We start from the raw sequence: 20,932 nt of genomic DNA on the forward strand, positions 1-20,932 counted from the left end.
ATGCCCGCCGGGCAGGTCATCGGGCGCGTGTCTGTGCGCGTCCTGCCTGACACATCCGACTTCAAGGAGCAGGCAAAGAGGCAGCTCGAAAAGATCGAGCAGCAGCTCAAGATCACGATCGGCACGAAGGTCGACGCCAGGGGCGCCCAGACGGGCGCGCTGGAAGCGGTGCGGGACATCAACCGTCACAACAAGACGACGGACGCCCGCAAGATCCGCTTCTACACGACCATCGCAACGCACGGCATGGCCACGGCCGTTGACAACGCGCGGCGCGAGCTCCAGAACAAGGCCAACAACCGCAAGGTGTCGTTCGAGGTCGACGACCTCAAGGCCACGGGCAAGGTCGAGCTCCAGCTCGACCAGCAGTCGGCGGACAAGACCAAGCGCGACATCGACGACTGGGTGAAACGTATCTCCCCGGTCAAGGTCGACGTAGAGCTGAACTGGCCTACCGGCGCCTCGGCCGCCGTCTCCACGCGCCTCGCCTACCTGACCCGGCCCCGCACGGTCTCGATCCTCCCGAAGCTGAACAACGCGGCGGTCGCGAAGGTCGCCGCTTCGCTCGCGGCCCTGTCCGGCATCCGCGTGCTGAACAACCTGTTCGAGAAGTTCGGCAACATCCTCAAGAACCTCGACAAGTCGGTTCCAGTCATCGGCTCTCTGGCCTCGGCCATCGCCGGTCTGACCGGCATCGCCATCGCCGGGACGAGCAACCTCTTCGCCCTGGCGGCGAGCCTCGCGCAGATCGGGCCCGCAGCCGCGCTTCTGCCCGGCCTCTTCGGCGGCTTCGCGGTCGGCCTCGGCGTCACGTTCGCCGCCCTGAAGGACTTCAACAAGGTCGTTCCTGAAGTCAAGGAAGCCCTGTCGAAGCTCCAGGACTCCATCAGCAAGAACTTCTGGGACAAGGCCGCTCAGCCCATCCGCGAGATGGTCGACGAGCTCCTCCCCGAGTTCACGGCCGGAGTCAACCGCACGGCCACCCAGCTCGGCGGCTTCTTCGGGGGCCTGGCGACCTCACTCAAGGGCGCGCTCAACCCGGCCTTGAACCAGATGTTCGTCGACCTGTCGAAGAGCATCGAGATCGCCACGACCGGCACCGACGCCTTCGCGAACATCATCGCGACACTCGGCAAGGTCGGCACCAGCTACCTCCCGTCGCTGGCTCAGTGGTTCGTCGACCTCTCACAGCAGTTCTCCGACTTCCTTTCGCGCAAGGGCGAGAACGGCATCAAGGCCGAGATCAACGAGGGCATCGATGCCCTGAAGGATCTCGGCGGCATCCTGGCGAACACCTACGGCATCCTCTCGGGCATCGCCCGTGCGGCGACCGAGGCCGGGGGCACATCGCTCTCGACGCTGAACAAGTCCCTCCAGGCGATCCACGCCACCGTGGACAGCGAGGGCTTTCAGAACGGCCTCACGAACGTCTTCGCCGCCGCGCACGCGGCGATGCAGCAGATCGCCACGGTGTCAGGCCCGGCAGTCGAGAACTTCTTCGTCACCTTCGGGCACCTCCTTACCGCGATCCTGCCGCAGGTCGGCGCGATCATCGGCCAGGCCCTCGCCGCAGTGGCCGACGCCCTCGCGCAACCCGAGGTCTTCAACGGCGTCCTGGCCCTCTTCAACGGCATTCAGAACGCGGTGGGGGCGCTCGCTCCCGCGATGGCCCCGCTCGGTCAGGCGTTCGGCGCGCTGATGGAGGTCATCGGGGCGTTCGCGACGATGCTCGGCCCGCTCGTGGCCGCAGCGCTGATCCCCCTGTCCAACGCCTTCGCCCAGCTCGCTCCGATGATCATCCCGATCATCAGCCTTCTCGGCGGCGCATTGACGGGAGCGATTCAGCAGCTCGCCCCGCTCGTCATGCAGCTCGTTCCGGTCGTCGGGCAGATGCTCAACGCGGCCTTCACGGCGCTCGGGGCAATCCTGCCTCCGGTCGCCGAGCTGTTCATGACGATCATGAGCGCGGTCGCGCCGCTCGTCGCCCAGCTCGCTGCCGGCCTGGCCCCGATCCTGCCCTTGGTGGCCGAGGCGTTCACGGCGATCGTCACGGCCGTCACGCCCGTTGTCGACCTGCTTTTGCAGCTCCTCTCGGCGGTGATCACGCCGCTGATCCCGCTGTTCGAGTACATCGTCGCCGCCTGCCTGCCGCCGCTGACCGAAGCGTTCCAGCGGGTCTCGGAAGCGCTTCAGCCCTTCCTTCAGGCGCTGATCCAGGTCGTCAACTTCATCATGCCGATCCTGGTCCCGGCGCTTCAGTTCGTCGCGGACTTCCTGATCGGCTCGCTCGCGATGGCGCTCAACGGCATCGTCGACGTGATCACCGGCGTCCTCGACGTGATCATGGGCGTCTGGAACGTCTTCGCTGGCGTCTTCACCGGCGACTGGTCCCGCGCCTGGGAAGGCGTCAAGCAGATCTTCTCGGGGATCTGGGACATCATCGTCGGCGCCTTCAAGGTGATCATCAACGTCGGCATCTTCGGTGTCCTGAAGAAGGGCATGGGCCTCATCAAGGCCGTCTGGACCGGCGGCTGGGGCGCGATCAAGTCCTTCTTCATCGGCATCTGGAACGCGATCCGCGGTGGCCTCGGCGTCGCCTGGACTGGCATCAAGGGCCTCATCTCAGACGGCCTGGCCACCCTGCGCGGCGTCTGGTCCGGCGGGTGGAACGCGATCAAGCAGTTCTTCATCGACGCCTGGGCCGCCATCAAGTCCAAGGCTGTCGAGGGCGCCAAGGCTCTCTGGCAGGCGATCCGGGACGGCGTTACCCAGTCGATCAAGTTCGTCAAGGAGCTGCCCGGTAAGGCGAAGTCCGCCCTGTCGAACCTGGGCTCCACGCTCGTCAACGCGGGCAAGGAGCTGATCAAGGGCCTCATCAAGGGCATCACCAGCATGTTCGGTGGCGTCAAGGAGACCCTCGGCAACCTGACCTCCAAGTTCAAGGACTGGAAGGGCCCGCTCCCGAAGGACAAGATCCTTCTCTACGACGCGGGCCGCGCCATCATCAAGGGCCTCATCCGAGGTCTTGAGTCGCAGTACGACAACGTCAAGAAGTCGCTGAACGACCTGACGGCGAAGATCCCGAAGAACGCGTCCAAGGGACTCAAGGCCCGAGTCAACGCCGACCGCACGCAGCTCCTCAAGCTCCTCGCCCAGTGGGACGGAGTGGGGACCAAGCTCAAGGCGGCCCGCGACAAGCTCGACAAGCTCCGTGAGGAAGCCTCGAACTACGCGGAGCAGGTCGCCCGGAAGGTCATCGACACGGGCGACGTGACCAAGGTGGAGGACACCTCCTTCACCGGGATCACGGCCGCCCTCACGAAGGCGATCGAGCAGGCGAAGCGGTTCGCCACCGCCCTGGACAAGCTCAAGAAGCTCGGCCTGAACAAGGAGACCTTCGACCAGATCGCGAGCGCTGGCCCGGATGCCGGCCTGGCTGCGGCGGAGTCGATCGCAGGCGCCGGAGCGGACGGAATCAAGGAGCTCAACAAGCTCCAGGCCGAGTTGGAGAAGTACGCCAACAAGGCAGGCAGCACGGCATCGAATGCCCTGTACGAGGCGGGTGTTCACGCAGCCGAAGGCATCGTCAAGGGCCTCCAAGCCCAGCAGGGCGCCATCGAGAAGCTGATGCTGAAGATCTCCGACTCGATGGTCAAGGCCATCAAAAAGTCGCTCGGCATCCACTCGCCCAGCCGGGTCTTCGCGAAGCTCGGCGGCTTCGTCGGCCGCGGATTCGCCAACGGCATCGAGAGCGAGTCCGGCCGCGTGGCCAAGGCCGTGGACGCGATCACCGCGAAGCCCAGCCGCTCGGACTACGCCAGCGCGGCCCGCTCCGTATCGGCTGCGGTGAACGGCGGCCTCGAAGGCCGTACGGGCTCGACGGTGACCAAGGTCCTCAACTACTACGCGGCCCCCGGCTCCTCTATCTCGGCTGAAGAGGATCTGTTCGCGGCGGCCAACCGAGCACGAATGGTGGGCTGGTAGTGACATCACTCCTTCTAGAGACCGAGCGGGACACGCTCGACCTCGGAGAGGTACAGAGCACAGGCGCAGGGTTCCAGGCCACTGCCGGATTGACCGGCATGGGCCTGCCCTCCGTCAACGTCCAGTGGCTCGAAGGGGCCGGAGACGGCGCCCGATGGCGGGGGCAACGGGTCCTGCCCCGTGAGATCGACATGCCGTTGGACATCGTGGGCCGGGACCGGCAGCACCTCGGTCAGCTGATATCCCGGCTCGCTCGGGCCATGGCGGGTGAGATGCGCCTCGTCCTGGTCGATGACTCCGGGCGGCGTTGGTCCACGGTGGTCTACCGGACAGGCGGCGGCGAGATCGACCTCGGGTCCGGAGGGTCGGACATTCAGACCGTGCTCTCCCTCCGGGCCCCGGACCCGTACTTCACAGCGTCGGGTGTGTCCACACAGGCGGTCGGGGGCGATCCGGGAACCACTCCGTTCCTGTCGTCCCTGGCCTCGATGCCCCTGGCAGCATCCCAGGCCATCGGCGAGATGACGCTGACCAACAACGGGGATGCCGACGCCTACCCCGTGTGGGAGGTGTACGGGCCCGGCCGGGATCTCACGGTGAAGTCGCCCACTGGCGAAACGTTGCGCTGGACCGGCTCTCTCACCGCCTCGGAGCGACTGATCATCGACACCCGCAACGGGTCGGTGACGGACGCCAAGGGAGCCAACCGGTACGCCCAGCTCGCGCCGGCCCCTCGCTTCTGGACGATCCCGCCCGGCGTATCGACTGCTGACGTGACTCTGATCGACACCACGGCGGCCTCCAAGATCGTGTGCTCCTGGCGGGCCCGCAGGTGGATGGTGATCTGACTGAAGCTGAAAGACCTCACCGTCGAAGTCCGAGACAAGGCACTGACACGGCTGGGCCTGATCCGCCCCGAAGACCTGGCCCTCTCGATCGAGGACCAGTTCTGCAACGTCGGCACGTGGAAACTGACACTGCCCTCAGAACACCCCCTCGCCGAGGCCCTGCGCGCACCGGGAGCCGGGCTGATCATCACCGGCCCCACCGATGTGCTGATCTCCGGCCCCGTCGTCACCTCCGAGTACGCGGCGACGCCCGAGGACCGGCGCGGTTCCGTCAATTTCGACGGGGTGTCCGACTCGGTTGTCCTGTCGGACATGCTCGCCTGGCCGGAGCCGTCGAACGGCGACGTGTCCACACAGAAGGTCGGCCACGACGAGCGCACCGGCCCAGCCGAGACGCTCATGCACCAGTACGTGGCAGCGAACTGCGGACCGCTAGCTCCCGCCGCGAGACGACGCGCCGGACTCACCATGGGGGCCAACGCGGGACGCGGCCCCACCCTCACCAAGTCGGCTCGCTTCCCCGTACTGGGCGAGCTGCTGACGGAGATCGGCGCGGTGGCTGGCCTCGGCTTCCGCGTCGTCCAGCGCGGCAGCGTTCTCGTCTTCGAGACGTTCGAGGTCGCCGACCGCACCAAGGAAGTCCGGCTCGATGTCGTGACCGGCACCCTCGCCGGACAGCGCGTCTCCGTCTCACCCCCCGGCGTCACCCGTGTGATCGTCGCCGGTCAGGGCGAGCAAGAGGAGCGCACCTTCGTACCGGTCGATTCCGAGTCCTCCGTGACCGCCGAGGGCGTGTGGGGGCGGCGGATCGAACGCTTCGTCGACCAGCGCAACACCAACGACCGAGACGAGCTGACGCAGGCCGGAAACGAAGTCCTTGCCGACTCGGGTGACACGTCCATTGCCGTGCAGGCCGTGCCGGTCGAGGACGCGGCGTCCATGGAGTTCGGCCGGGACTGGGGGATCGGTGACCGCGTGGCGGTCATCGCGGGCGGCCAGGAGCTCGCCGCCACCGTGACCGGCATGGTCGTCAAGGCCGACGAGGACGGCTTCCGGCTCGGCGCCACGCTCGGCGACCCCACGGGTTTCGATCCCACGGCCCTGGCCGCGAAGCGAATGCAGAGCACCGAAACCCGAGTGTCCGCCCTGGAGCGGCACGCCGAAGGAGGCGGGTCAGATCCCGTCATGAGTCTCATGGGAGCGTGGTAATGGCCAGCGCGCCAAAAGCCTTCTATCGGGCGGCACTTCCGACCGCCCTCACCACCGTCTACACCGTGCCGGCCGCTGGCCAGGCCGTCATCACGAACATCGTCGCCACCAACTCCGCGACAACCAGCGCCAGCGTCACCGTCCGACTCGGCGGCGTCCCGCTCCTCGCCAACGTCGGCATCGCGCCGCACGGCGTGCTGACGCTCGACGTGCGCCAGGTACTCAACGCTGGCGACAAGATCGAGGTACAGGGCAACGCCGCACAAGCCCTGACGCACATCAGCGGCGTGGAGGTTTCCTGATGGGACTCTCCGTATGGCCCGCCCCCGAGGACGCCGGAGTCGTCGGCCCCACCGGAGCGACCGGCCCGGCCGGACCGCAGGGCCCGAAGGGCGACACCGGAGCACCCGGCCCAAAGGGTGACCCAGGCATGAAGGGCGACACCGGCCCCGCAGGTCCCCAAGGCGCGAAGGGCGACACCGGAGCGTCGGGCCCAGCCGGGGCACAGGGCCCGAAGGGTGACACCGGGCCCGCAGGACCGCAGGGCGCTCCCGGCCCGCAGGGCGAGAAGGGCGACCCCGGCTCGGTCGACACCGTCAACGGCCTCCCTGGACCGAACCCCGTGCTCACTGCGGCCCACGTGAACGCGGTGCCGACGAGCCAGAGGGGCGCGGCGAACGGCGTTGCCACCCTGGACAGCACGGGCAAGGTGCCGAGCTCGCAACTGCCCCCGATCTCAGATCCGTACGTACCGCCCAGCGAGTTCAGCCCCACCGACCTCGGCCTCAAGGCATGGGCCTTCGATCCCGTGCTGACGGCCTCAACTCCCCTCTACTGCGGCACCACCCCCCGCTTCGCCGCCGTCAAGGTGGCGGCCTCGACCTCGGTCTCCAAGGTGGTGTGGCACTTCGGCGGCTACGCGGGCGGCCTGATCTCCGGGAGCTGGGCCGCGATCTACAACACGTCGATGGCTCGGGTCGGAATCGCCAGCACCATCGAGTCGGGCAACGAGCCGGCCGAACAGCACGGCTCGGGCGGCAACGCCTCCGCCACGGCGCTCGATGCGGCCGTGACGCTCGCGCCCGGCATCTACTACGTCGTCTGGCGCTTCAACTACAACACGACCACGGGCGACGGCCCGATGATCCTCGGCGCGGAGAACACCTTCGGCGCCCCGGCCAACACCTTCGGCCTGAACAACCTGTGGCGCTTCGGCCGTCTTTCCACCTCGCCGACCACCCCGCCGACCACGCTCTCCGGCATCGCCAACGAGAGCAACCGCTTCTGGGTGGCCCTGGCGTGAGCACACCCCACGAGGAGTACCAGTGACCGTTTCCGGCGGAACCCTCAACGCTGCACGCGGCGGCGAGGAGTACAAGGCCCCCGTCCGCCTGTCCCTCTCCCTGCCCGACGACACGGACCTCTACCCCGACGACCGCCTGACCGATGAGGAGCGCGCGGCCATCGTTACCGCCGTGATGAGCGCGGCCGTCTCCGCCCTCCCGGAGCGGTTCACGATCGCCTTCGCCCGGCAGACCGACGAGGCGCGCACAGTCACCGAGGTTGCCCGCCGATAGCGCCACCACGCCCCACCGGCCCCCGTAGCCCCTGTGCTCGGGGGCCTTCCCATGCCGCAGGAAGGAACCCTTCTTGGCGATCACCGCCTACCCCTTTGACTCGCAGGCCGTCACGGAGACCCAGTTCAGCTACCTGTTCCGAGAGCTCTCCTCTGGCGTCGCCGCCTCGTCCGACTCGTCCGCGTTCCGTGTCTCGGCTGCCGGGACCTCCATGGCCGTGACCGTGCAGCCCGGCTTCGCTCTCGTTCGGGGGCACGCCGTTCTCTCGACTGCGGTGGAGACGGTGACGATCCCGGCCGCCGACACGGCCACCCGTACCGATGCGGTCGTGCTCCGCCTCGACCCGACCACGAACACGATCACGCTGGCCGTGCTGAAGGGTGCCCCCGGCTCTCCGTCTCCCTCATTGACCCAGACGGACAGCGGTATCTACGAGCTGCGGCTCGCCTGGGTGACCGTCCCCGGCAACGCAACCTCCATCACCGCCTCGAACGTGGCCGAGGGCCGCCAGTTCACGCGCGGCTACGTCGGCTCCTGGTGGAGCTCGACCCGCCCGACCTCACCGCGGCTCGGGGACCTCGGCTTCAACCGCAGCATCGCAGCGTGGGAGTTCTGGAACGGAAGCGCCTGGGCCAACCTCGCCCCGTCCGTCTCGTGGCCGAGCGTCACCGACAAGCCGTCCGTCTTCCCCCCGGCGGCCCACACGCACTCGTGGTCCCAGATCAGCGACGCTCCGAGCACCATCGCCCCGTCCGCGCACAAGCACGCGTGGAGCGACATCACCGGCACGCCCTCGACCTACCCCCCGTCGAGCCACTCGCACTCGTGGAGCTCGATCACGTCGAAGCCCTCCACGTTCCCGCCGAGTTCCCACTCCCACTCGCAGTACCTCACGTCAGGGAGCACGATCTCCTGGGCCAACGGCACCAAGCGCGCGCACGCCTACCACGTGGGCGGGTCCGGCACCTACTACGCCGTGTGGGTCGACGGCTCCGGGGACTTCGGCCGTAACACCAGCTCGATCCGGTACAAGACCAACGTCCGCGACTCCGAGGTGACCTCGGGCGACGTGCTCGCGCTGCGCCCGCGCGTCTACGACCGCAAGGACTACGAGAAGCCGGACGGCACGCCGGTCACCGGCCGCAAGAACGAGTTCGGCCTCATCGCCGAGGAGGTCTTCGAGACCCTCCCCGAGATCGTCTGCTTCAACGAGGAAGGCGAGATCGAGACTGTCCGCTACGACCTTCTCGGCGTGGCCCTCCTGCCCGTCGTGCAGGACCAGGAGGCGCGGATCAAGGCCCTCGAAGAGCGCCTGTCTGCCCTCGAAGGTCAGGTGAGCGCTACGTGACCACCTCGACCTCAGCCGCTCTCATCTCGGCCGCTGGGACGGTGGCCGTGGCCCTGATCGGCGCCCTCGTCGAGCTGCTGCGCCGCCAGCACCGAGTCATGGGCGAAGTCCGCGACCAGGTGTCCAACACCCACACCACCAACCTTCGCGACGACGTGGACCGCGTGATTACCGGCCTCGGCCAAGTGCTCGACGGCCAGGCGCAGCACACCCGAGAGATGGCCGGCATTCGCGACGACCTGGCCCACGAGCGCGCCGAGCGCCTGGCGGTCGCCGAACGCCTTGACCGCCACGTCTCCACCACGTCCGACCACCACTGACCCCACCCCCCCTTCAGGCCCCGCCCGATTTAGCGGGGCCTTTGTCATGCCCAAGGAGGCAGCACTTCTTGACCGCGCACATCTACCCGAAGGCCGACGCCACCTCGCAGTGGTACGGCCGGACGTACCCCGGCGACACGATGCCGCACCCGAACGTGATCGTCCTGCACACCACCGAGGGCGGATCGTTCCCGACGTACGGGGGCGGCGGCTCGGCGCCGAACTTCACGATCAAGGGCGGCGTCGTTCGCCAGCACTTCTACGCCAACCACAGCTCGCGGGCCCTGGTGAACAAGTCGGGTGGCGTCCAGACGAACACGCTGAACTGCGTTCAGATCGAGCTCGTGGGCACCTGCGACAAGGGCGGCCCCGGCCTGTACTGGCCCAGCGCATCGGACGCCGACATGGCGGCCCTGGTCGACCTCGTGAAGTGGCTGACGGACACCTACCCGATCCCGCTGGTCGCCACGTCGAAGCCCTGGCTGCCGTACCCGTCCTCGTACGGCTCGCGGAGCGGCCAGCGGATGACCTTCGGCGAGTGGATCAACTTCAACGGGATCTGTGGCCACCAGCACGTTCCCGAGAACGACCACGGTGATCCGGGCAACTTCCCGATCAAGCGCCTGATCGAGCTGGTGAAGGCGAAGAAGGCCGGCACGTCGCCCGAGCCGTCGAAGCCCTCGAAGCCCGCGTCCTCGATCGTCGCCCTGAAGGCGGGGGTGAAGCCGGGCGCCACGCACGCACAGGTGGCCGAGCTTCAGCGGCTTCTGATCGCGGCCGGGTACGGCCCGATCCCCGGCGCGGTCACCACGTTCTACGGCAAGAACACGCAGGCCGCAGTGGCGCGCTTCCACAACAAGAACCCACACCTGAAGACCTCGGGCCGCTCGTACGACCCGGCCATAGGCGCCCGCGGCTTCAAGGAGCTCCAGAAGGAGGCTGGTCGCCGATGAGCAAGATGCAGATGCCCGGCTCCAAGCCGATCAGCCTCGTGAACCTGCTTCCGGTTCGGTACCGCACCCGCGTGGGCGCCGTTCTGGCTGCGGTCGGCGTGCTCGTCAGCATCGCGTCCATCGTGTACGCGGACAGCCCCGAGGTGGCCGTGATCGTCCAGATCCTCACCGCGCTCGGCGTGGTCGAGACGGGCAGTCCCGACCCCGACCCCGACTCCGACCCCGGCGACGAGGGCTGACACGAAGAACCCCCTGCTGGTCTCTGCCAGCAGGGGGCTTTCGCCGTTTCACGACCCAGTGCCCTTCCGCTCGGCCGCCTTCAGCTCCTCGATCTCCGCAAGGGTCATGACCTTGCGCTTACTGGACCGTCGACGAACTGGAGCAGGCGCGGCGCTGATGTCACGGGCGTCCGCTGCTGGTTCGGTGGCGCGCGTGAGCACGTTCTCGATCGGCGCGGCGTCGTCTTGGCAGAGGTGGACGACCCTTTCGGTTGCACCTACACGTTCAATTCGATACTCCCGCGTAGGCAAACCGGGCGTTTTACACACATTGCAGACTGTGACAGTCATCTCGATTTGTCTCCCCAGCACAACCCAAGCCCAAGTTCCACGTTGACGAGTCTAACGTGTATGTGTAACCGTAGGTTGGGACAGGCGAGCGTCCTTGGCGCTCAACACCCCGCGAGCCTGCGGGATTCAAGATCCAAGCCAAGGGGAGACATGCCCGCACCGTCGAAGATCGTCGACGAAGCCGAAGTCGAGAAGTGGTTCCAGCAGAAGAAGACTTACGCATGGATGGTCGAGCAGTACAAGGCGCTGTACGGGATCGAGACGACCATCTCCATGTGGGGCAACTACAGGCGCCGGCACAAGATGAAGAGACGGATCACGCGCGATGACAACCTGATCCCGTGGGCCGTCGAGAAGAAGCACCTCTTTCGGTACGAGGTGATCATGCTTCGCCTGGAGGCGCGCGTTCGCGACGGTCAGAAGCTCGCGGCCCGCGAGGCCCAGAGGCTGCGCTCATGGCTCGCTGACCTGGAGGAGAAGAATGCCGTCGTCCACTATGACCCCGAGACGGAGCAGGGCTTCTTCTTGGTCCCACGGGAAGAGCAGGACACTGACATCATCCGCCAGCCCGAAGAGAAGACGACGAAGCGCCGCCGCGCCGACTAAGCCGAGAAGCCACTAACCCCCAGGGAGATCGATTCCCTGGGGGTTTTTGCGTTTGCGCCGGTCACGAGGCCACGCGCGGGGCTGGCGCACGCCCGGTCCAGGTTCGATCTCGACTCCTCCACGAGTGTTCGAACAAGCTATCGAACATCCTCCTGTGGGGTGATCCCGATGTCAGATGTGGCGGTTAGGATTCCGTTAAGTAAGGCAAACTTGCACCAAGCACGACAGAGGGGCCAAGTCGAGTGGAGGAGCAGCGCGAGGCAACCACAGTCCTCGCTCACTCGGGGGAAGCCTGGCGGGAGGCCGGGGTTCAGCGGATCACGGAGGGCGGTGCCGTCCTCTGCGTGGACGCCGACGCGTTCGAGTTCCACCTGACCCTTTCGCTGGACTACACAGAGCGCGACTTTCAATGGGGTGTCGCGCAGGCGGCGGCCCTCGACCTCGCCCTGATACCCGAGACGGAGGAGGAGGCCGAGCTCATAGGCGACGGCCCCGACTTCGTGCGCATCCACTTGGTCCCCACCTGGACGAACCAGAAGGAGCCCCCACTATGGCCCTGACCATCACTGCACTGCCCGCCCCCGCACCGTCCGTTCCGCGTGATGGGTGGGGGCGGCCCCTTGTGGTCCCGAAGGAAGGCGGCAAGCCCCGCGGCCTCACCAGGACGACGACGTTCATCGACACCATCGAGGACAAGAGTGGCCTGATGTCCTGGAAGCAGCGGATGACCCTCGTGGGCGCCGCTCGCGAGGGCTCTCTTTTGCGCGAAGTGGCTAACTTGAACCCAGAGACGCGCGAGGGGAAGGCCCGCCTGGACGTACTCGCCGAGCGGGCGGTCACGGTGGCCGGAGCGAACGCGAAGCGGGAGCGAGGCACACACCTGCACACGCTGAGCGAATTCGTGGACCGGGGCGAGCGCCTGCCTGCCGGGGTCGCCGCCTCCGACGTGGCGGACATGGCGGCCTACAAGATGTCGACGGCACCGTTTGATGTCGTCGCCGTGGAGACGTTCGTGGTGGTACCGGAACTGGGCGTCGGCGGCACCTTCGACCGCATGGTGAGCTACAGCGGTCCCGGTCCGGACGGCGAGCACGTCGAGGGCCTGTTCATTGCGGACTTGAAGACAGGCTCGATCGAGTACAGCCGCCTCAAGATGGCGAGCCAGCTCGCGGTGTACAGCCGTGGCGAGCTGTACGACCACACCGTCTTCCCCGTCAACGACCGGGACAAGAAGGCACTCGCCACCTGGAAGCGCCGGGAGGTGCCGGCCGATCTCGCGAGGGCTGCGTACGCTCCGATCCCGGCCGTCTCCCAGGACTGGGGCATCATCCTCCACCTCCCCGCAGGCTCCGGGGAGTGCACGCCTTACTGGGCTGACCTGCGGTTGGGCTGGGAGGCAGCGAAGGCCGCGCAGAACACGCGCGTCTTGCGCGGCAAGAACAAGAGTGCCCTTCGTCCGTTTTGAGTTGTTTTCCGTGGCCTGAACGTGTAATTTGAACCATGCGCCGGACGGTTCGGCGCTACACGAGAGGGGTGAGTTTGAGCGACACGCAGCGGTCGGTGACCGTGACCATCAAGTCGGGCCCGGAGCGCGACGACTGGGCCGCAGCCTTCAAGGGAGCCGCGTACGAGGTGTACGACGACGTGGCCACTTTTTTTGGCTTCGAACGTGAAAGTGTAACCACGCTCAGCCTTCACGAGCTGGTCAGCGAGGCGTCCAAGACGGCCCAAGGCGTCGCGACCGTCGTCCGCGACCTGGGCGCCACCGTCGTTCCCGCCGCGCAGCCTGCGACACCTGGCGAGGACCCGTGGGCAGCCGCCCAGACGGCCCCGGCCCGCGAACAGAGCACCGCGGCCTCCCTCCTGGAACAGATCAACGCCTGCGCGACCACGGACGACCTGAAGAGGCTGTGGGCGCGGAACCAGGACGCGTTCGCCGACCAGGCCGTGATGGACGCGTGGAAGGCGCGAGGCCGAGCCCTCAAGGCGGCCTCCGAATGAAGCCCCTGGGCCTGGCCCTGGCCGTGGTCTCGCTCCTGCTGGCCGTCTGGCTCTGGACGGCCGCCCCCTGCGAGCTGTGGACCTTCTCGAAGGCGGGCGACATGCCCGCCCGATGCATCAGCCGATAACTCGACCCCAAACACAAGGAGTTCCCCTTAGTGGCACTGAATCTCGCTTCTCTCCCCCAGGCCAACGGCGGCTGGTTCAAGCCGAAGGACAACATCGACGCGGTGGCGATCCTCGTCGAGGTCAAGGACTTCGAGCGCCAGAGGCCCACGCCGAACGGCCCCAAGGACAGCGCTCTGTGCGACATCTCCATCTGGAAGTCGCGCGAGCAGCTCGGCGCCGCCCCGGAAGTCAACCTCGGTCAGCGCATCGAGCAGACGGTTCTTGCGCGCGACCTGGAGACCGTCGTGGGTCAGGCCGTGCTCGTCACCGTCGATCAGGTGCCGTCCAAGAAGCCTGGCGGCAACCCGGCGTGGGTCTGGAAGCCGGTGACGGACCCGGAGATCGTCGCGGCCGTCGTGGCATACGGCGAGAAGCGCGACGCGGCCGTGACCGAGGCCGCCGCAGCGGCGCCCGACTTCGACTGACGCGGAAGGCCGGCACGGGGGCGGCCGTCCTGGTCGCCCCCGCCTCACCCAGAAAGGAGACACCGAGTGCTGACCCCTGGTCGCTCGCTGACGATGCACGCAGAATCCGGCCGCGAGCTGCCGCGCGTGGAGGCGTTCGAGGCGCTGTACAACCTGGGCTGCCGTCCGCGTCACGGTGAAGTCGTGATGATCGCCGGGCGGTCCGGCACCCAGAAGAGCGGGCTCGCTTTGTTCTGGGTCGCCCAGATGAACTTGCCGACCCTGTACTTCAGCGCGGATATGTCGGCCTTCACTGCGAGTAGCCGCCTCGCGAGCATGGCGACCGGCGACACGACGGAGATGGTCGAGGCCGGGATGTCTGCTGGCGGCCGGTATCGCGAGACATACGTGAACGCCTTGCGGGGCTCGCGGATCACCTTCTCGTTCGGCAGCCCGATCACGTGGCGCGCGGTCGACGAGGAGCTGGAGGCGTACGTCGAGCTCTGGGACGCCTACCCAGAGGTCTTCGTCTTCGACAACCTCATGGACTTCGAAGGCGCGGAAAGCGACTACACCGAGCAGATGGCCGTGATGTCCAACGCGACCGAGCTGGCCCGCGCGACGGGCGCGACCGTGATCATCCTTCACCACGCGTCAGACAAGTCCTGGGAGGCCAAGAGCGATCCGTGGGCACCGCCGAGCCGCGACCAGGTGAAGGGCGGCTTGAGCGAGAAGCCGGAGCTCTCGCTCTCCGTGGCGCTGGACCCGAACAGCCTGGAGTACCGGATCGCGGTGATCAAACAGCGCATGGGCCCGTGCGATCCCACGGCCCGCCGATATGCCTCCCTGCGATGCCACCCAGACGTGACCCGCTTCTCAAAGCTGGAGCGGATGACCCTCTTCAACCCCCCGGAGCCGAAGCCCTGGTCCCCCACGGCCGTGCTCGACAAGGCTTGACCTGAAAGGCTAAGTGTGACCGACATAGCGGCGAGGAACCGCAGGAACCGGCGCGCAGGCGCCCGCTGGGAGGCCGAGTTCCGCGACGAACTTCGCCAGGCCGGATACGACATCGAGCGACTGCGGCTGACCGGCACCGAGGACGAGGGCGACCACGTGATTCGCCGCCAGCCGGTTCGGCACCGTCCGTTCCTGATCACCGAGACGAAGAACGCGAAGTTCGAGCCGGGCACCTTCATCAAGGAGGCCCTCCGCGAGCGGGACAACTACGCGAAGCACCGCGACCTCGACCCGCGAGACGTAGACGTGGCGGTGATCGTGCGGCGACGGGGCGCGAGCTGGCGCCACGCCTACGTGCTGAGCACGGTCGAGGAGTTCTTCGACCTTCCCCCGGAGACCTCCTCGTGAGGCTGTATGAGGAGGTCGAGGAGCAGGCCCGTATTTGCCGCGAACTCGTCGAGTTGCTGGACGAGTTCACCACTCCGCAGGGCCTCGGCGAACTCGGCTACGACCTCCACGCCCGCTTCTTCCGGGGGGAGCGCGTCGCGTGATGCCGGCCGAGGAAGTCTGCGGGTTCGAGGCGTTCCTCGACTGCCTGAACGATCCCGACTTCGACGGCCAACTCCTCATGGAGTTGGAGGAGTTCTTCGAGATCCCGATGCACGACCTCGACGAATGGATGCTGCCGTGAACCTGGGTCGCCTCCGGAACGACTTCGAGGACCAGGAGCGCGAGAAGCCCACCCTCGCGGCCGTCCTCGACCACTACGAAATCGACTACAACCCCGAGCGCACCACGGGCATGGCCCCGTGCCCCCTCCACGACGACAACACGCCGTCGTTCTCGTACCACCTCGACCGCGGATTGTGGAAGTGCCACTCGTGCGGCGAAGGCGGCGACAGCTACACGCTGCTGATGAAGAAGGAGCCCACAGACTTTGCCGGAGCACGAGCCCTTGCGACCTCTCTCGCCCTCACAACGGGCGATGCTGGAGGAGGCGACGAGCGCGTATCAGGCAGCGCTTACGCCGGACGCCGCGCGGTATCTCCTCGCTCGCGGAATCAGCAAGGACGAGGCGGCTACGTACCGGCTTGGCGTCGTCGCTGACCCTCACCCCGGCCACGAGCGGCAGGTGGGCCGCCTCGCGATCCCGTACCTGGCGCACGACGGGCACCCACTCACCATCCGCTTCCGCTGCCTGGAAGACCACGACCACCGGGCCTACCGGCACGGGAAGTACAACACCCTGAAGGACGACCCGCCCCGGCTGTACGGGGTGGACGCGATCCACGCAGCGGGCGACGAGATCCACGTGACGGAGGGCGAGCTCGACGCGATCACCCTCCGCCGTCTCGGTCTCCACGCGGTCGGCGTGCCAGGGGCCGCCCTCTGGCAGCCGAGGCACCGCCGGATGCTGGCGGGCTTCTCTCGGGTGTGGGTCTGGGGCGACCCGGACGAGGCGGGGGCCGAGCTGGTCACCCGCGTGTGCAAGTCCCTGCGATCGGCCCGAGGCGTCCGTCTGCGCGATGGCGACGTGACCGAGACGTACAAGGCCGGAGGCGCTGACGCCCTCCTCTCCCTGATTGACGAAGCGAGCAAGACGAAGTGACCGAGACGACCGCGAAGAAGACGACGACCAAGAGGCCGGCGCGGAGGCCCGACCCCGCGACGGCTGTCCTTGCGGAGGTGAAGGCGGTCCGCAAGGCGTACTCCGGCCAGTCCATGCCGGTCGCGGGCGGCCATAACCCGCTGAAGGGCCGGGAGCACCACGAGCGCGAGGCGAATCGGTGGATGGCGGCGGACACGGCCCGCAAGTTCGACGGCGTTCCCGGCTGGGACTCCGCCGTCCTGGCGCAGGCGTACCGCACGCTCGCCGAGCGCGAGCCGGAGCACGTCCGGGCCGGGCTGATCCGCCTGGCGGCCCTCGCTGTCTCGGCCGTGGAGTCCCTCGACCGGGAGGCGCCGTGACGACGCGCTGTGACCTGCCTGGGCGTCCGGGCCCCCGGCTTCAAGCGATCTGGGCGGCCCTCGACGGGGCCGAGAGGAAGGCGTTCGAGCGCCACCTCATGAACGACACGGCCGCCGAGGATCTCGTCTGGATTCTCGACCGCTACGGACACCGCGTGTCCGCCTCCACCATCCGCACGTACCGGCGCCGACTGCGCCAGGAAGCGAACGATTCTTGAGCGACCTTCTCGAAGAGCTCCTGTCGAAGCCCGTGGGCCCGACCATCCCGGCTCGCCAGACCGATCCGGACAGGGACTTCACCCGGCAGATCGAGGTGAGCGGCGACGCTGCCGAAGTCACCGTTCGCGGCCCCGAGAGCATGGACCCGCAGGGCAGCGCGGCGGCCTGCTTGAAGGCGCAGGGCCTCGACCCGGCCGACTGGGAGGTGAAGGGCTTCCGGTCGAGCGAGTGGACGATGCCGAACGGCGAGACTGGCGTCTCGGCGCGCTTCCAATTCGCGAAGAAGACGCCCGCTGACCGGTCCGGCCTGGACGTTGACGAGCTCCTGGCGGCCATCGATAACCACCAGCCTCGACAGCTCGCCACGGCCGAGGAGGGTGACCACACGTTCGTGATCGCGCTCGGCGACATGCAGTTCGGCAAGGCGGACGGTGACGGCCCGGCGGGCACCCTGAAGCGCACGATCGAGTGCATCGACCGCGCGGCCGACCTGCTGGACGCGTACCGGAAGCGGTTCGACATCGGGCACGTCCACATGGGGTGGCTCGGTGATCATGTCGAGGGCTTCGTGTCGCAGGGCGGCTCGAACTCGTGGCGGACCTCGCTGACGCTCACGGAACAGATCCGCCTCACCCGCCGCGTGATGCTGCACGGAGCCCTCACCATGGCGCCGCTCGCCTCCCGCGTGTCGATGGCCGCAGTGCCCGGCAACCACGGCGAGGCCGTCCGCATCGCGGGCCGGGGCGTAACGCGCTACGACGACTCCCACGACACCGAGTCCTTGATCTGCGTCCGTGACGCCCTGGCGCTGGCCCCCGAGCGCTTCGGCCACGTGGAGTTCTACGTGCCGGACACCGACGAACTGACCGTGGTCGTGGACTGCTCGGGCACCACTGTGGCTCACGCCCACGGGCACCAGTGGAGGCCCGGCCGGCACTTCGAGTGGTGGAAGGGGCAAGCCTTCAACAAGGCATCCGCCATGCACCAGGCGGACCTTCTCCTTGCCGGTCACCTTCACCACGAGCACGTGGACACGGACGGCCCGCGCACCTTCCTTCAGCCCCCGGCCATGGAGAGCGAATCGACCTGGTGGCGGCACGCGAAGGGCACCACGGGAGCGCCGGGCCTGATGGTCGCGGTGACGAAGAACGGCCACACCCCCGTGAAGGAAGTGGTCCGGTGAGCGCCTCCCACGACTGGACGCTCCTCGACGACCCGCAGGTTCAGCGCGTGATCGACGTGGTGGCCCGCAAGTTCGGCACGGAGTACGGGCTCGCCCTGGAGCGGGACGACGCCCGGCAGGAAGCCGCGCTCGTCGTCGCAGAGAAGGCCAGCGAAGCGCGCCAAATGCTCGCGGCCGGTCCCGGCCTCCTGCACCGCTGGCTGTGTCAGCAGCTCCGGAACGCGTGGCTCACGGACCTTCGCCACCAGTCGCGACACCTGTCCTACGAGGCGGCCCTGAACGGGGCCGAGAAGGGTCTCCTGTGAGTACGTACGACCGCCGGGTCATCGAGCACCTTCTCCCGGCCGTGTGGTCGCCCGAGGCCGCGTACGGCATCCGGAACCCGGCCGCCCCGGACGCTGACATGCCGAAGGGCACCGTCGACAAGCGGGCCGCGGATTCCCTCTTCGCCCACCTCGCCGACATCCGCCGAGCCTGGGCCGCTTGCCCGCTCGAACTGGGTGAGCGCCGGGCCCTGTTCCTGCGGTTCGCCCTCGACTGGCCGGACGCCCTGATCGCTGCCCGCGACGGAGTGACCGACCGGGCGGTGCGGTACCGCGTCGAACGCGGTGTGGGCAAGCTCGCCGCGTGGCTGAACGGCCGGACCTACATTGACGGGTACGACGAGCTGGAGGCTGCCGCCTGAGCGGCCTCCGCATGACGAAGCGCCCCGCCAACTCCACGGAGGAGAGGCGGGGCGCCCTCTTTCGTTCCGCTACTTGAGGAAGGTCTGCTGCCACTCGATCGAGGTCATGTTCAGTGCCGCCTCGGCGAGCTCCTGGGCGGAAGCCGTCTTGAGCTTCGAAAGGCTGCTGTCGATCCAGTTCTGAACGTTCGAGCAGCCCTGCTCGCGGTACTCGACGGCCTGAATGAGGCACTCCAGCTTGTCGGCGTCGTGCGCGCAGATCACTTCGAGGGAGTCACCGTTCTCGTACTCCTCCACGATGCGCTGCGCGCCGGCCTTCACCGCCGGATGCGCGGCAGACACCTGGTCCGCGGTGACCTTCTCGTTCGAGGCCGCGTCCAGGTACCGCCTGCCGATGTGCGGAATGTCGCTGACGCGGGTCTCCTGCGTGTCGTGCCAGAGGCCGAGCAGCGCGGCCTTCCCTGCGTCGGCGCCCTCCATCATGGCGAGCACCGAGGCGATCAGGGCGACGCGGAAAGAGTGCTCAGCGATCGTCTCAGGGTCCTTGACGCCCGCGATCCACCACCCGGACCTCTTGGCCCGCTTCAGCATCCCCATCTCAAGCAGGAAGCCTGCGGTGCCTTTTGCCGTCTCGTCCGCCATGTGGCCCTCCGGTCATATCACTTACGGTTCTCGCGTAGAACGTAATGCACGGTAACGAGTTCCCGCCTGGCACGAGCGGAGATTCGATCACCGTCAAGGAGACTGGCCGCTTGTCCGGTGAGGGCTGCCGCGATCTCGGGGGCAGCCAGCGGCAGCCAGCGGTGGACAGCCAGCAGTGCCCACAGGCTGTGGATGTACAGATCGGCGTAGCCGGGAGCCTGGTGCAGCCCCACGACAAGGCGACGGAAGAGCGTCACAGGGTCGAACGCGGAAAGGCTCCGATCGCCCATGAAACGGTCGTTCGCTTGAACCTGCGGTAAGGCCCCGAGCCAGTAGGCCCAGTAGTTCAAGTTCGCGGCCTCTGCCGCGTCGTCCTCCGCCATGGCCCTGTCGATGAAGGTGAGCAGAGGCTCAGTATCGCCGAGCCGGGCAAGGGCCGTGGCCGTTGATCTGGCCTCGGCCCAATGGGGGGACCATCCACGCGCGGCGAGCACGTCACGGCGGGCGTGAAGGGCTTGGGCTGTCCACCGGGTGGCGTCCGGCGTCCGGTCGTACGAGCTGAGGTAAAGGGCTTGGCGGTGCAGCAGGACGCCTTGGTCGCTTCTGCGGTCGGCGGACTCGGCCGATGCTCTCAGGTGGTCGAAGAACTGCCGCCGATGGGGCACGGGCAGGAGGGGCGCCGGAGGGGTCTTGCTTCGTCGGGGCACCTTGATCCGATTGACCAGTGACGGCGGCGTTGTGCCGTTGACGGCCCAGGCGATCATGTGGGCCGTGTCGCGGGTGTGCACCCACTCGGCGAGCGGGTGGAGCTGCCCCTCGTCGCCTGATGTCAGCGCCGCTCCGATGATCCGGTCAGCGTCCATCGCTGCGTCAAGGAGGCCGAGGACGGCGGGGTCGGCTCCAAGCGCGGGGAGTTGGCGGCGAAGGCCGAGCAGCGCCCCCGCCTTCATGTGCGCCAACGGCCGACGCCCCGACTCCCAGCCCTGCACCGTCGCCAGGTCGACACCCAACCGCTCGGCGAAACGGGCCTGCGTGGCGGAGAGGCTCTCGCGAGCGAGGCGCAGGATGAAGCCAGCGATCGTGCTGCCCTGTGCCCGGCGTCCCGCTGAAGCTGTGCCGTTCATGGCGCTCCCCGTGCAGTCAGCTACCAAATACGTACCCTCGGTCAGTCCTAACGTATGCGGTGCCGCCATAGGTTCAAGTCACGGAATCAACAAGGAGCTCTTGTCAGCCCCTAGTTGACTGCGTAGCTGTCGCGGCAAGCAACGGCACCATCGCGCTCCCCCGCGCA

Annotated in this window: 29 protein-coding genes; 27 read left to right on the forward strand and 2 right to left on the reverse strand. The window is 67.6% G+C overall.

Annotated features, from left to right (window positions below; genetic code table 11):
* The 27 genes from ACZ4MU_RS06525 to ACZ4MU_RS06655 all read left to right on the forward strand — a co-directional run bounded on the left by ACZ4MU_RS06525 (position 1) and on the right by ACZ4MU_RS06655 (position 18,999).
* A complete protein-coding gene (locus ACZ4MU_RS06525) occupies positions 1-3,984 on the forward strand; it encodes a phage tail protein (RefSeq protein WP_467871709.1) in 3,984 nt (1,327 codons plus the stop codon).
* A 98-nt stretch (positions 3,985-4,082) separates the two neighbouring features.
* A complete protein-coding gene (locus ACZ4MU_RS06530) occupies positions 4,083-4,832 on the forward strand; it encodes a phage distal tail protein (RefSeq protein WP_467871712.1) in 750 nt (249 codons plus the stop codon).
* Between the two features lie 6 nt (positions 4,833-4,838).
* Entirely contained in the window at positions 4,839-6,041 is a 1,203-nt protein-coding gene (locus ACZ4MU_RS06535) for a siphovirus ReqiPepy6 Gp37-like family protein (protein WP_467872255.1), read from the forward strand.
* Positions 6,041-6,343, forward strand: a complete 303-nt coding sequence (locus ACZ4MU_RS06540) for a hypothetical protein (RefSeq protein WP_467871715.1) — start codon at positions 6,041-6,043, stop codon at positions 6,341-6,343. The genes ACZ4MU_RS06535 and ACZ4MU_RS06540 overlap by 1 nt, the downstream gene beginning before the upstream one ends.
* Positions 6,343-7,344 (forward strand): hypothetical protein, encoded by a 1,002-nt coding sequence (locus ACZ4MU_RS06545; RefSeq protein ID WP_467871718.1) that lies wholly within the window; start codon positions 6,343-6,345, stop codon positions 7,342-7,344. Before ACZ4MU_RS06540 ends, ACZ4MU_RS06545 begins: the two co-directional genes overlap by 1 nt.
* Positions 7,345-7,366: 22 nt before the next feature.
* Positions 7,367-7,618, forward strand: coding sequence for a hypothetical protein (locus tag ACZ4MU_RS06550; protein WP_467871719.1), 252 nt, complete (start codon positions 7,367-7,369; stop codon positions 7,616-7,618).
* A 73-nt stretch (positions 7,619-7,691) separates the two neighbouring features.
* Entirely contained in the window at positions 7,692-8,966 is a 1,275-nt protein-coding gene (locus tag ACZ4MU_RS06555) for a tail fiber domain-containing protein (protein WP_467871721.1), read from the forward strand.
* A complete protein-coding gene (locus ACZ4MU_RS06560; protein ID WP_467871723.1) occupies positions 8,963-9,286 on the forward strand; it encodes a DUF2746 domain-containing protein in 324 nt (107 codons plus the stop codon). Before ACZ4MU_RS06555 ends, ACZ4MU_RS06560 begins: the two co-directional genes overlap by 4 nt.
* A gap of 68 nt (positions 9,287-9,354) precedes the next feature.
* A complete protein-coding gene (locus ACZ4MU_RS06565; RefSeq protein WP_467871724.1) occupies positions 9,355-10,239 on the forward strand; it encodes a peptidoglycan recognition protein family protein in 885 nt (294 codons plus the stop codon).
* Positions 10,236-10,478 (forward strand): DUF7439 family protein, encoded by a 243-nt coding sequence (locus ACZ4MU_RS06570; RefSeq protein ID WP_467871726.1) that lies wholly within the window; start codon positions 10,236-10,238, stop codon positions 10,476-10,478. Before ACZ4MU_RS06565 ends, ACZ4MU_RS06570 begins: the two co-directional genes overlap by 4 nt.
* 480 nt (positions 10,479-10,958) lie before the next feature.
* Complete coding sequence (locus ACZ4MU_RS06575) at positions 10,959-11,414, forward strand: hypothetical protein (protein ID WP_467871728.1); 456 nt, start codon at positions 10,959-10,961, stop codon at positions 11,412-11,414.
* Positions 11,415-11,656: 242 nt separating this feature from the next.
* The gene (locus tag ACZ4MU_RS06580; protein ID WP_467871730.1) at positions 11,657-11,974 is read left to right on the forward strand and encodes a hypothetical protein; all 318 of its coding nucleotides are present in this window, start codon (positions 11,657-11,659) and stop codon (positions 11,972-11,974) included.
* On the forward strand, positions 11,965-12,879 hold the full coding sequence (locus ACZ4MU_RS06585; protein ID WP_467871733.1) for a hypothetical protein: 915 nt from the start codon (positions 11,965-11,967) through the stop codon (positions 12,877-12,879). The genes ACZ4MU_RS06580 and ACZ4MU_RS06585 overlap by 10 nt, the downstream gene beginning before the upstream one ends.
* A 74-nt stretch (positions 12,880-12,953) precedes the next feature.
* Entirely contained in the window at positions 12,954-13,415 is a 462-nt protein-coding gene (locus ACZ4MU_RS06590; protein ID WP_467871734.1) for a hypothetical protein, read from the forward strand.
* Complete coding sequence (locus ACZ4MU_RS06595; protein ID WP_263398903.1) at positions 13,412-13,543, forward strand: hypothetical protein; 132 nt, start codon at positions 13,412-13,414, stop codon at positions 13,541-13,543. Before ACZ4MU_RS06590 ends, ACZ4MU_RS06595 begins: the two co-directional genes overlap by 4 nt.
* A 30-nt stretch (positions 13,544-13,573) precedes the next feature.
* Complete coding sequence (locus ACZ4MU_RS06600; RefSeq protein ID WP_467871737.1) at positions 13,574-14,008, forward strand: hypothetical protein; 435 nt, start codon at positions 13,574-13,576, stop codon at positions 14,006-14,008.
* A gap of 66 nt (positions 14,009-14,074) precedes the next feature.
* Complete coding sequence (locus tag ACZ4MU_RS06605; RefSeq protein ID WP_223828485.1) at positions 14,075-14,944, forward strand: AAA family ATPase; 870 nt, start codon at positions 14,075-14,077, stop codon at positions 14,942-14,944.
* A gap of 15 nt (positions 14,945-14,959) precedes the next feature.
* A complete protein-coding gene (locus ACZ4MU_RS06610; RefSeq protein WP_467871740.1) occupies positions 14,960-15,352 on the forward strand; it encodes a hypothetical protein in 393 nt (130 codons plus the stop codon).
* Positions 15,349-15,495, forward strand: coding sequence for a hypothetical protein (locus ACZ4MU_RS06615; protein ID WP_467871743.1), 147 nt, complete (start codon positions 15,349-15,351; stop codon positions 15,493-15,495). The genes ACZ4MU_RS06610 and ACZ4MU_RS06615 overlap by 4 nt, the downstream gene beginning before the upstream one ends.
* Complete coding sequence (locus tag ACZ4MU_RS06620; RefSeq protein WP_399533307.1) at positions 15,495-15,635, forward strand: hypothetical protein; 141 nt, start codon at positions 15,495-15,497, stop codon at positions 15,633-15,635. The genes ACZ4MU_RS06615 and ACZ4MU_RS06620 overlap by 1 nt, the downstream gene beginning before the upstream one ends.
* Positions 15,632-16,051 (forward strand): CHC2 zinc finger domain-containing protein, encoded by a 420-nt coding sequence (locus tag ACZ4MU_RS06625; RefSeq protein WP_467871746.1) that lies wholly within the window; start codon positions 15,632-15,634, stop codon positions 16,049-16,051. The genes ACZ4MU_RS06620 and ACZ4MU_RS06625 overlap by 4 nt, the downstream gene beginning before the upstream one ends.
* A 25-nt stretch (positions 16,052-16,076) precedes the next feature.
* Positions 16,077-16,553 carry a toprim domain-containing protein gene (locus tag ACZ4MU_RS06630; RefSeq protein WP_467871748.1) on the forward strand — a complete coding sequence of 159 codons (477 nt, stop codon included), beginning with the start codon at positions 16,077-16,079 and terminating at the stop codon, positions 16,551-16,553.
* Positions 16,550-16,912 (forward strand): hypothetical protein, encoded by a 363-nt coding sequence (locus ACZ4MU_RS06635; RefSeq protein WP_467871751.1) that lies wholly within the window; start codon positions 16,550-16,552, stop codon positions 16,910-16,912. The genes ACZ4MU_RS06630 and ACZ4MU_RS06635 overlap by 4 nt, the downstream gene beginning before the upstream one ends.
* Entirely contained in the window at positions 16,909-17,130 is a 222-nt protein-coding gene (locus ACZ4MU_RS06640; protein ID WP_150171651.1) for a hypothetical protein, read from the forward strand. The genes ACZ4MU_RS06635 and ACZ4MU_RS06640 overlap by 4 nt, the downstream gene beginning before the upstream one ends.
* Complete coding sequence (locus tag ACZ4MU_RS06645; RefSeq protein WP_467871753.1) at positions 17,127-18,314, forward strand: hypothetical protein; 1,188 nt, start codon at positions 17,127-17,129, stop codon at positions 18,312-18,314. The genes ACZ4MU_RS06640 and ACZ4MU_RS06645 overlap by 4 nt, the downstream gene beginning before the upstream one ends.
* Entirely contained in the window at positions 18,311-18,619 is a 309-nt protein-coding gene (locus ACZ4MU_RS06650; RefSeq protein ID WP_467871756.1) for a hypothetical protein, read from the forward strand. Before ACZ4MU_RS06645 ends, ACZ4MU_RS06650 begins: the two co-directional genes overlap by 4 nt.
* Positions 18,616-18,999 (forward strand): hypothetical protein, encoded by a 384-nt coding sequence (locus tag ACZ4MU_RS06655; protein ID WP_150171645.1) that lies wholly within the window; start codon positions 18,616-18,618, stop codon positions 18,997-18,999. Before ACZ4MU_RS06650 ends, ACZ4MU_RS06655 begins: the two co-directional genes overlap by 4 nt.
* A 69-nt stretch (positions 19,000-19,068) precedes the next feature.
* Here the strand turns inward: ACZ4MU_RS06655 and ACZ4MU_RS06660 are convergent, their stop codons facing one another.
* Positions 19,069-19,641 carry an HD domain-containing protein gene (locus tag ACZ4MU_RS06660; RefSeq protein WP_467871759.1) on the reverse strand — a complete coding sequence of 191 codons (573 nt, stop codon included), beginning with the start codon at positions 19,639-19,641 and terminating at the stop codon, positions 19,069-19,071.
* 17 nt (positions 19,642-19,658) lie between these two features.
* Positions 19,659-20,765: a helix-turn-helix domain-containing protein gene (locus ACZ4MU_RS06665; protein ID WP_467871762.1), complete on the reverse strand. Its 1,107-nt coding sequence runs from the start codon at positions 20,763-20,765 to the stop codon at positions 19,659-19,661.
* Positions 20,766-20,932: the final 167 nt, after the last annotated feature.

Source organism: Streptomyces sp. NPDC026377, from assembly GCF_055567715.1.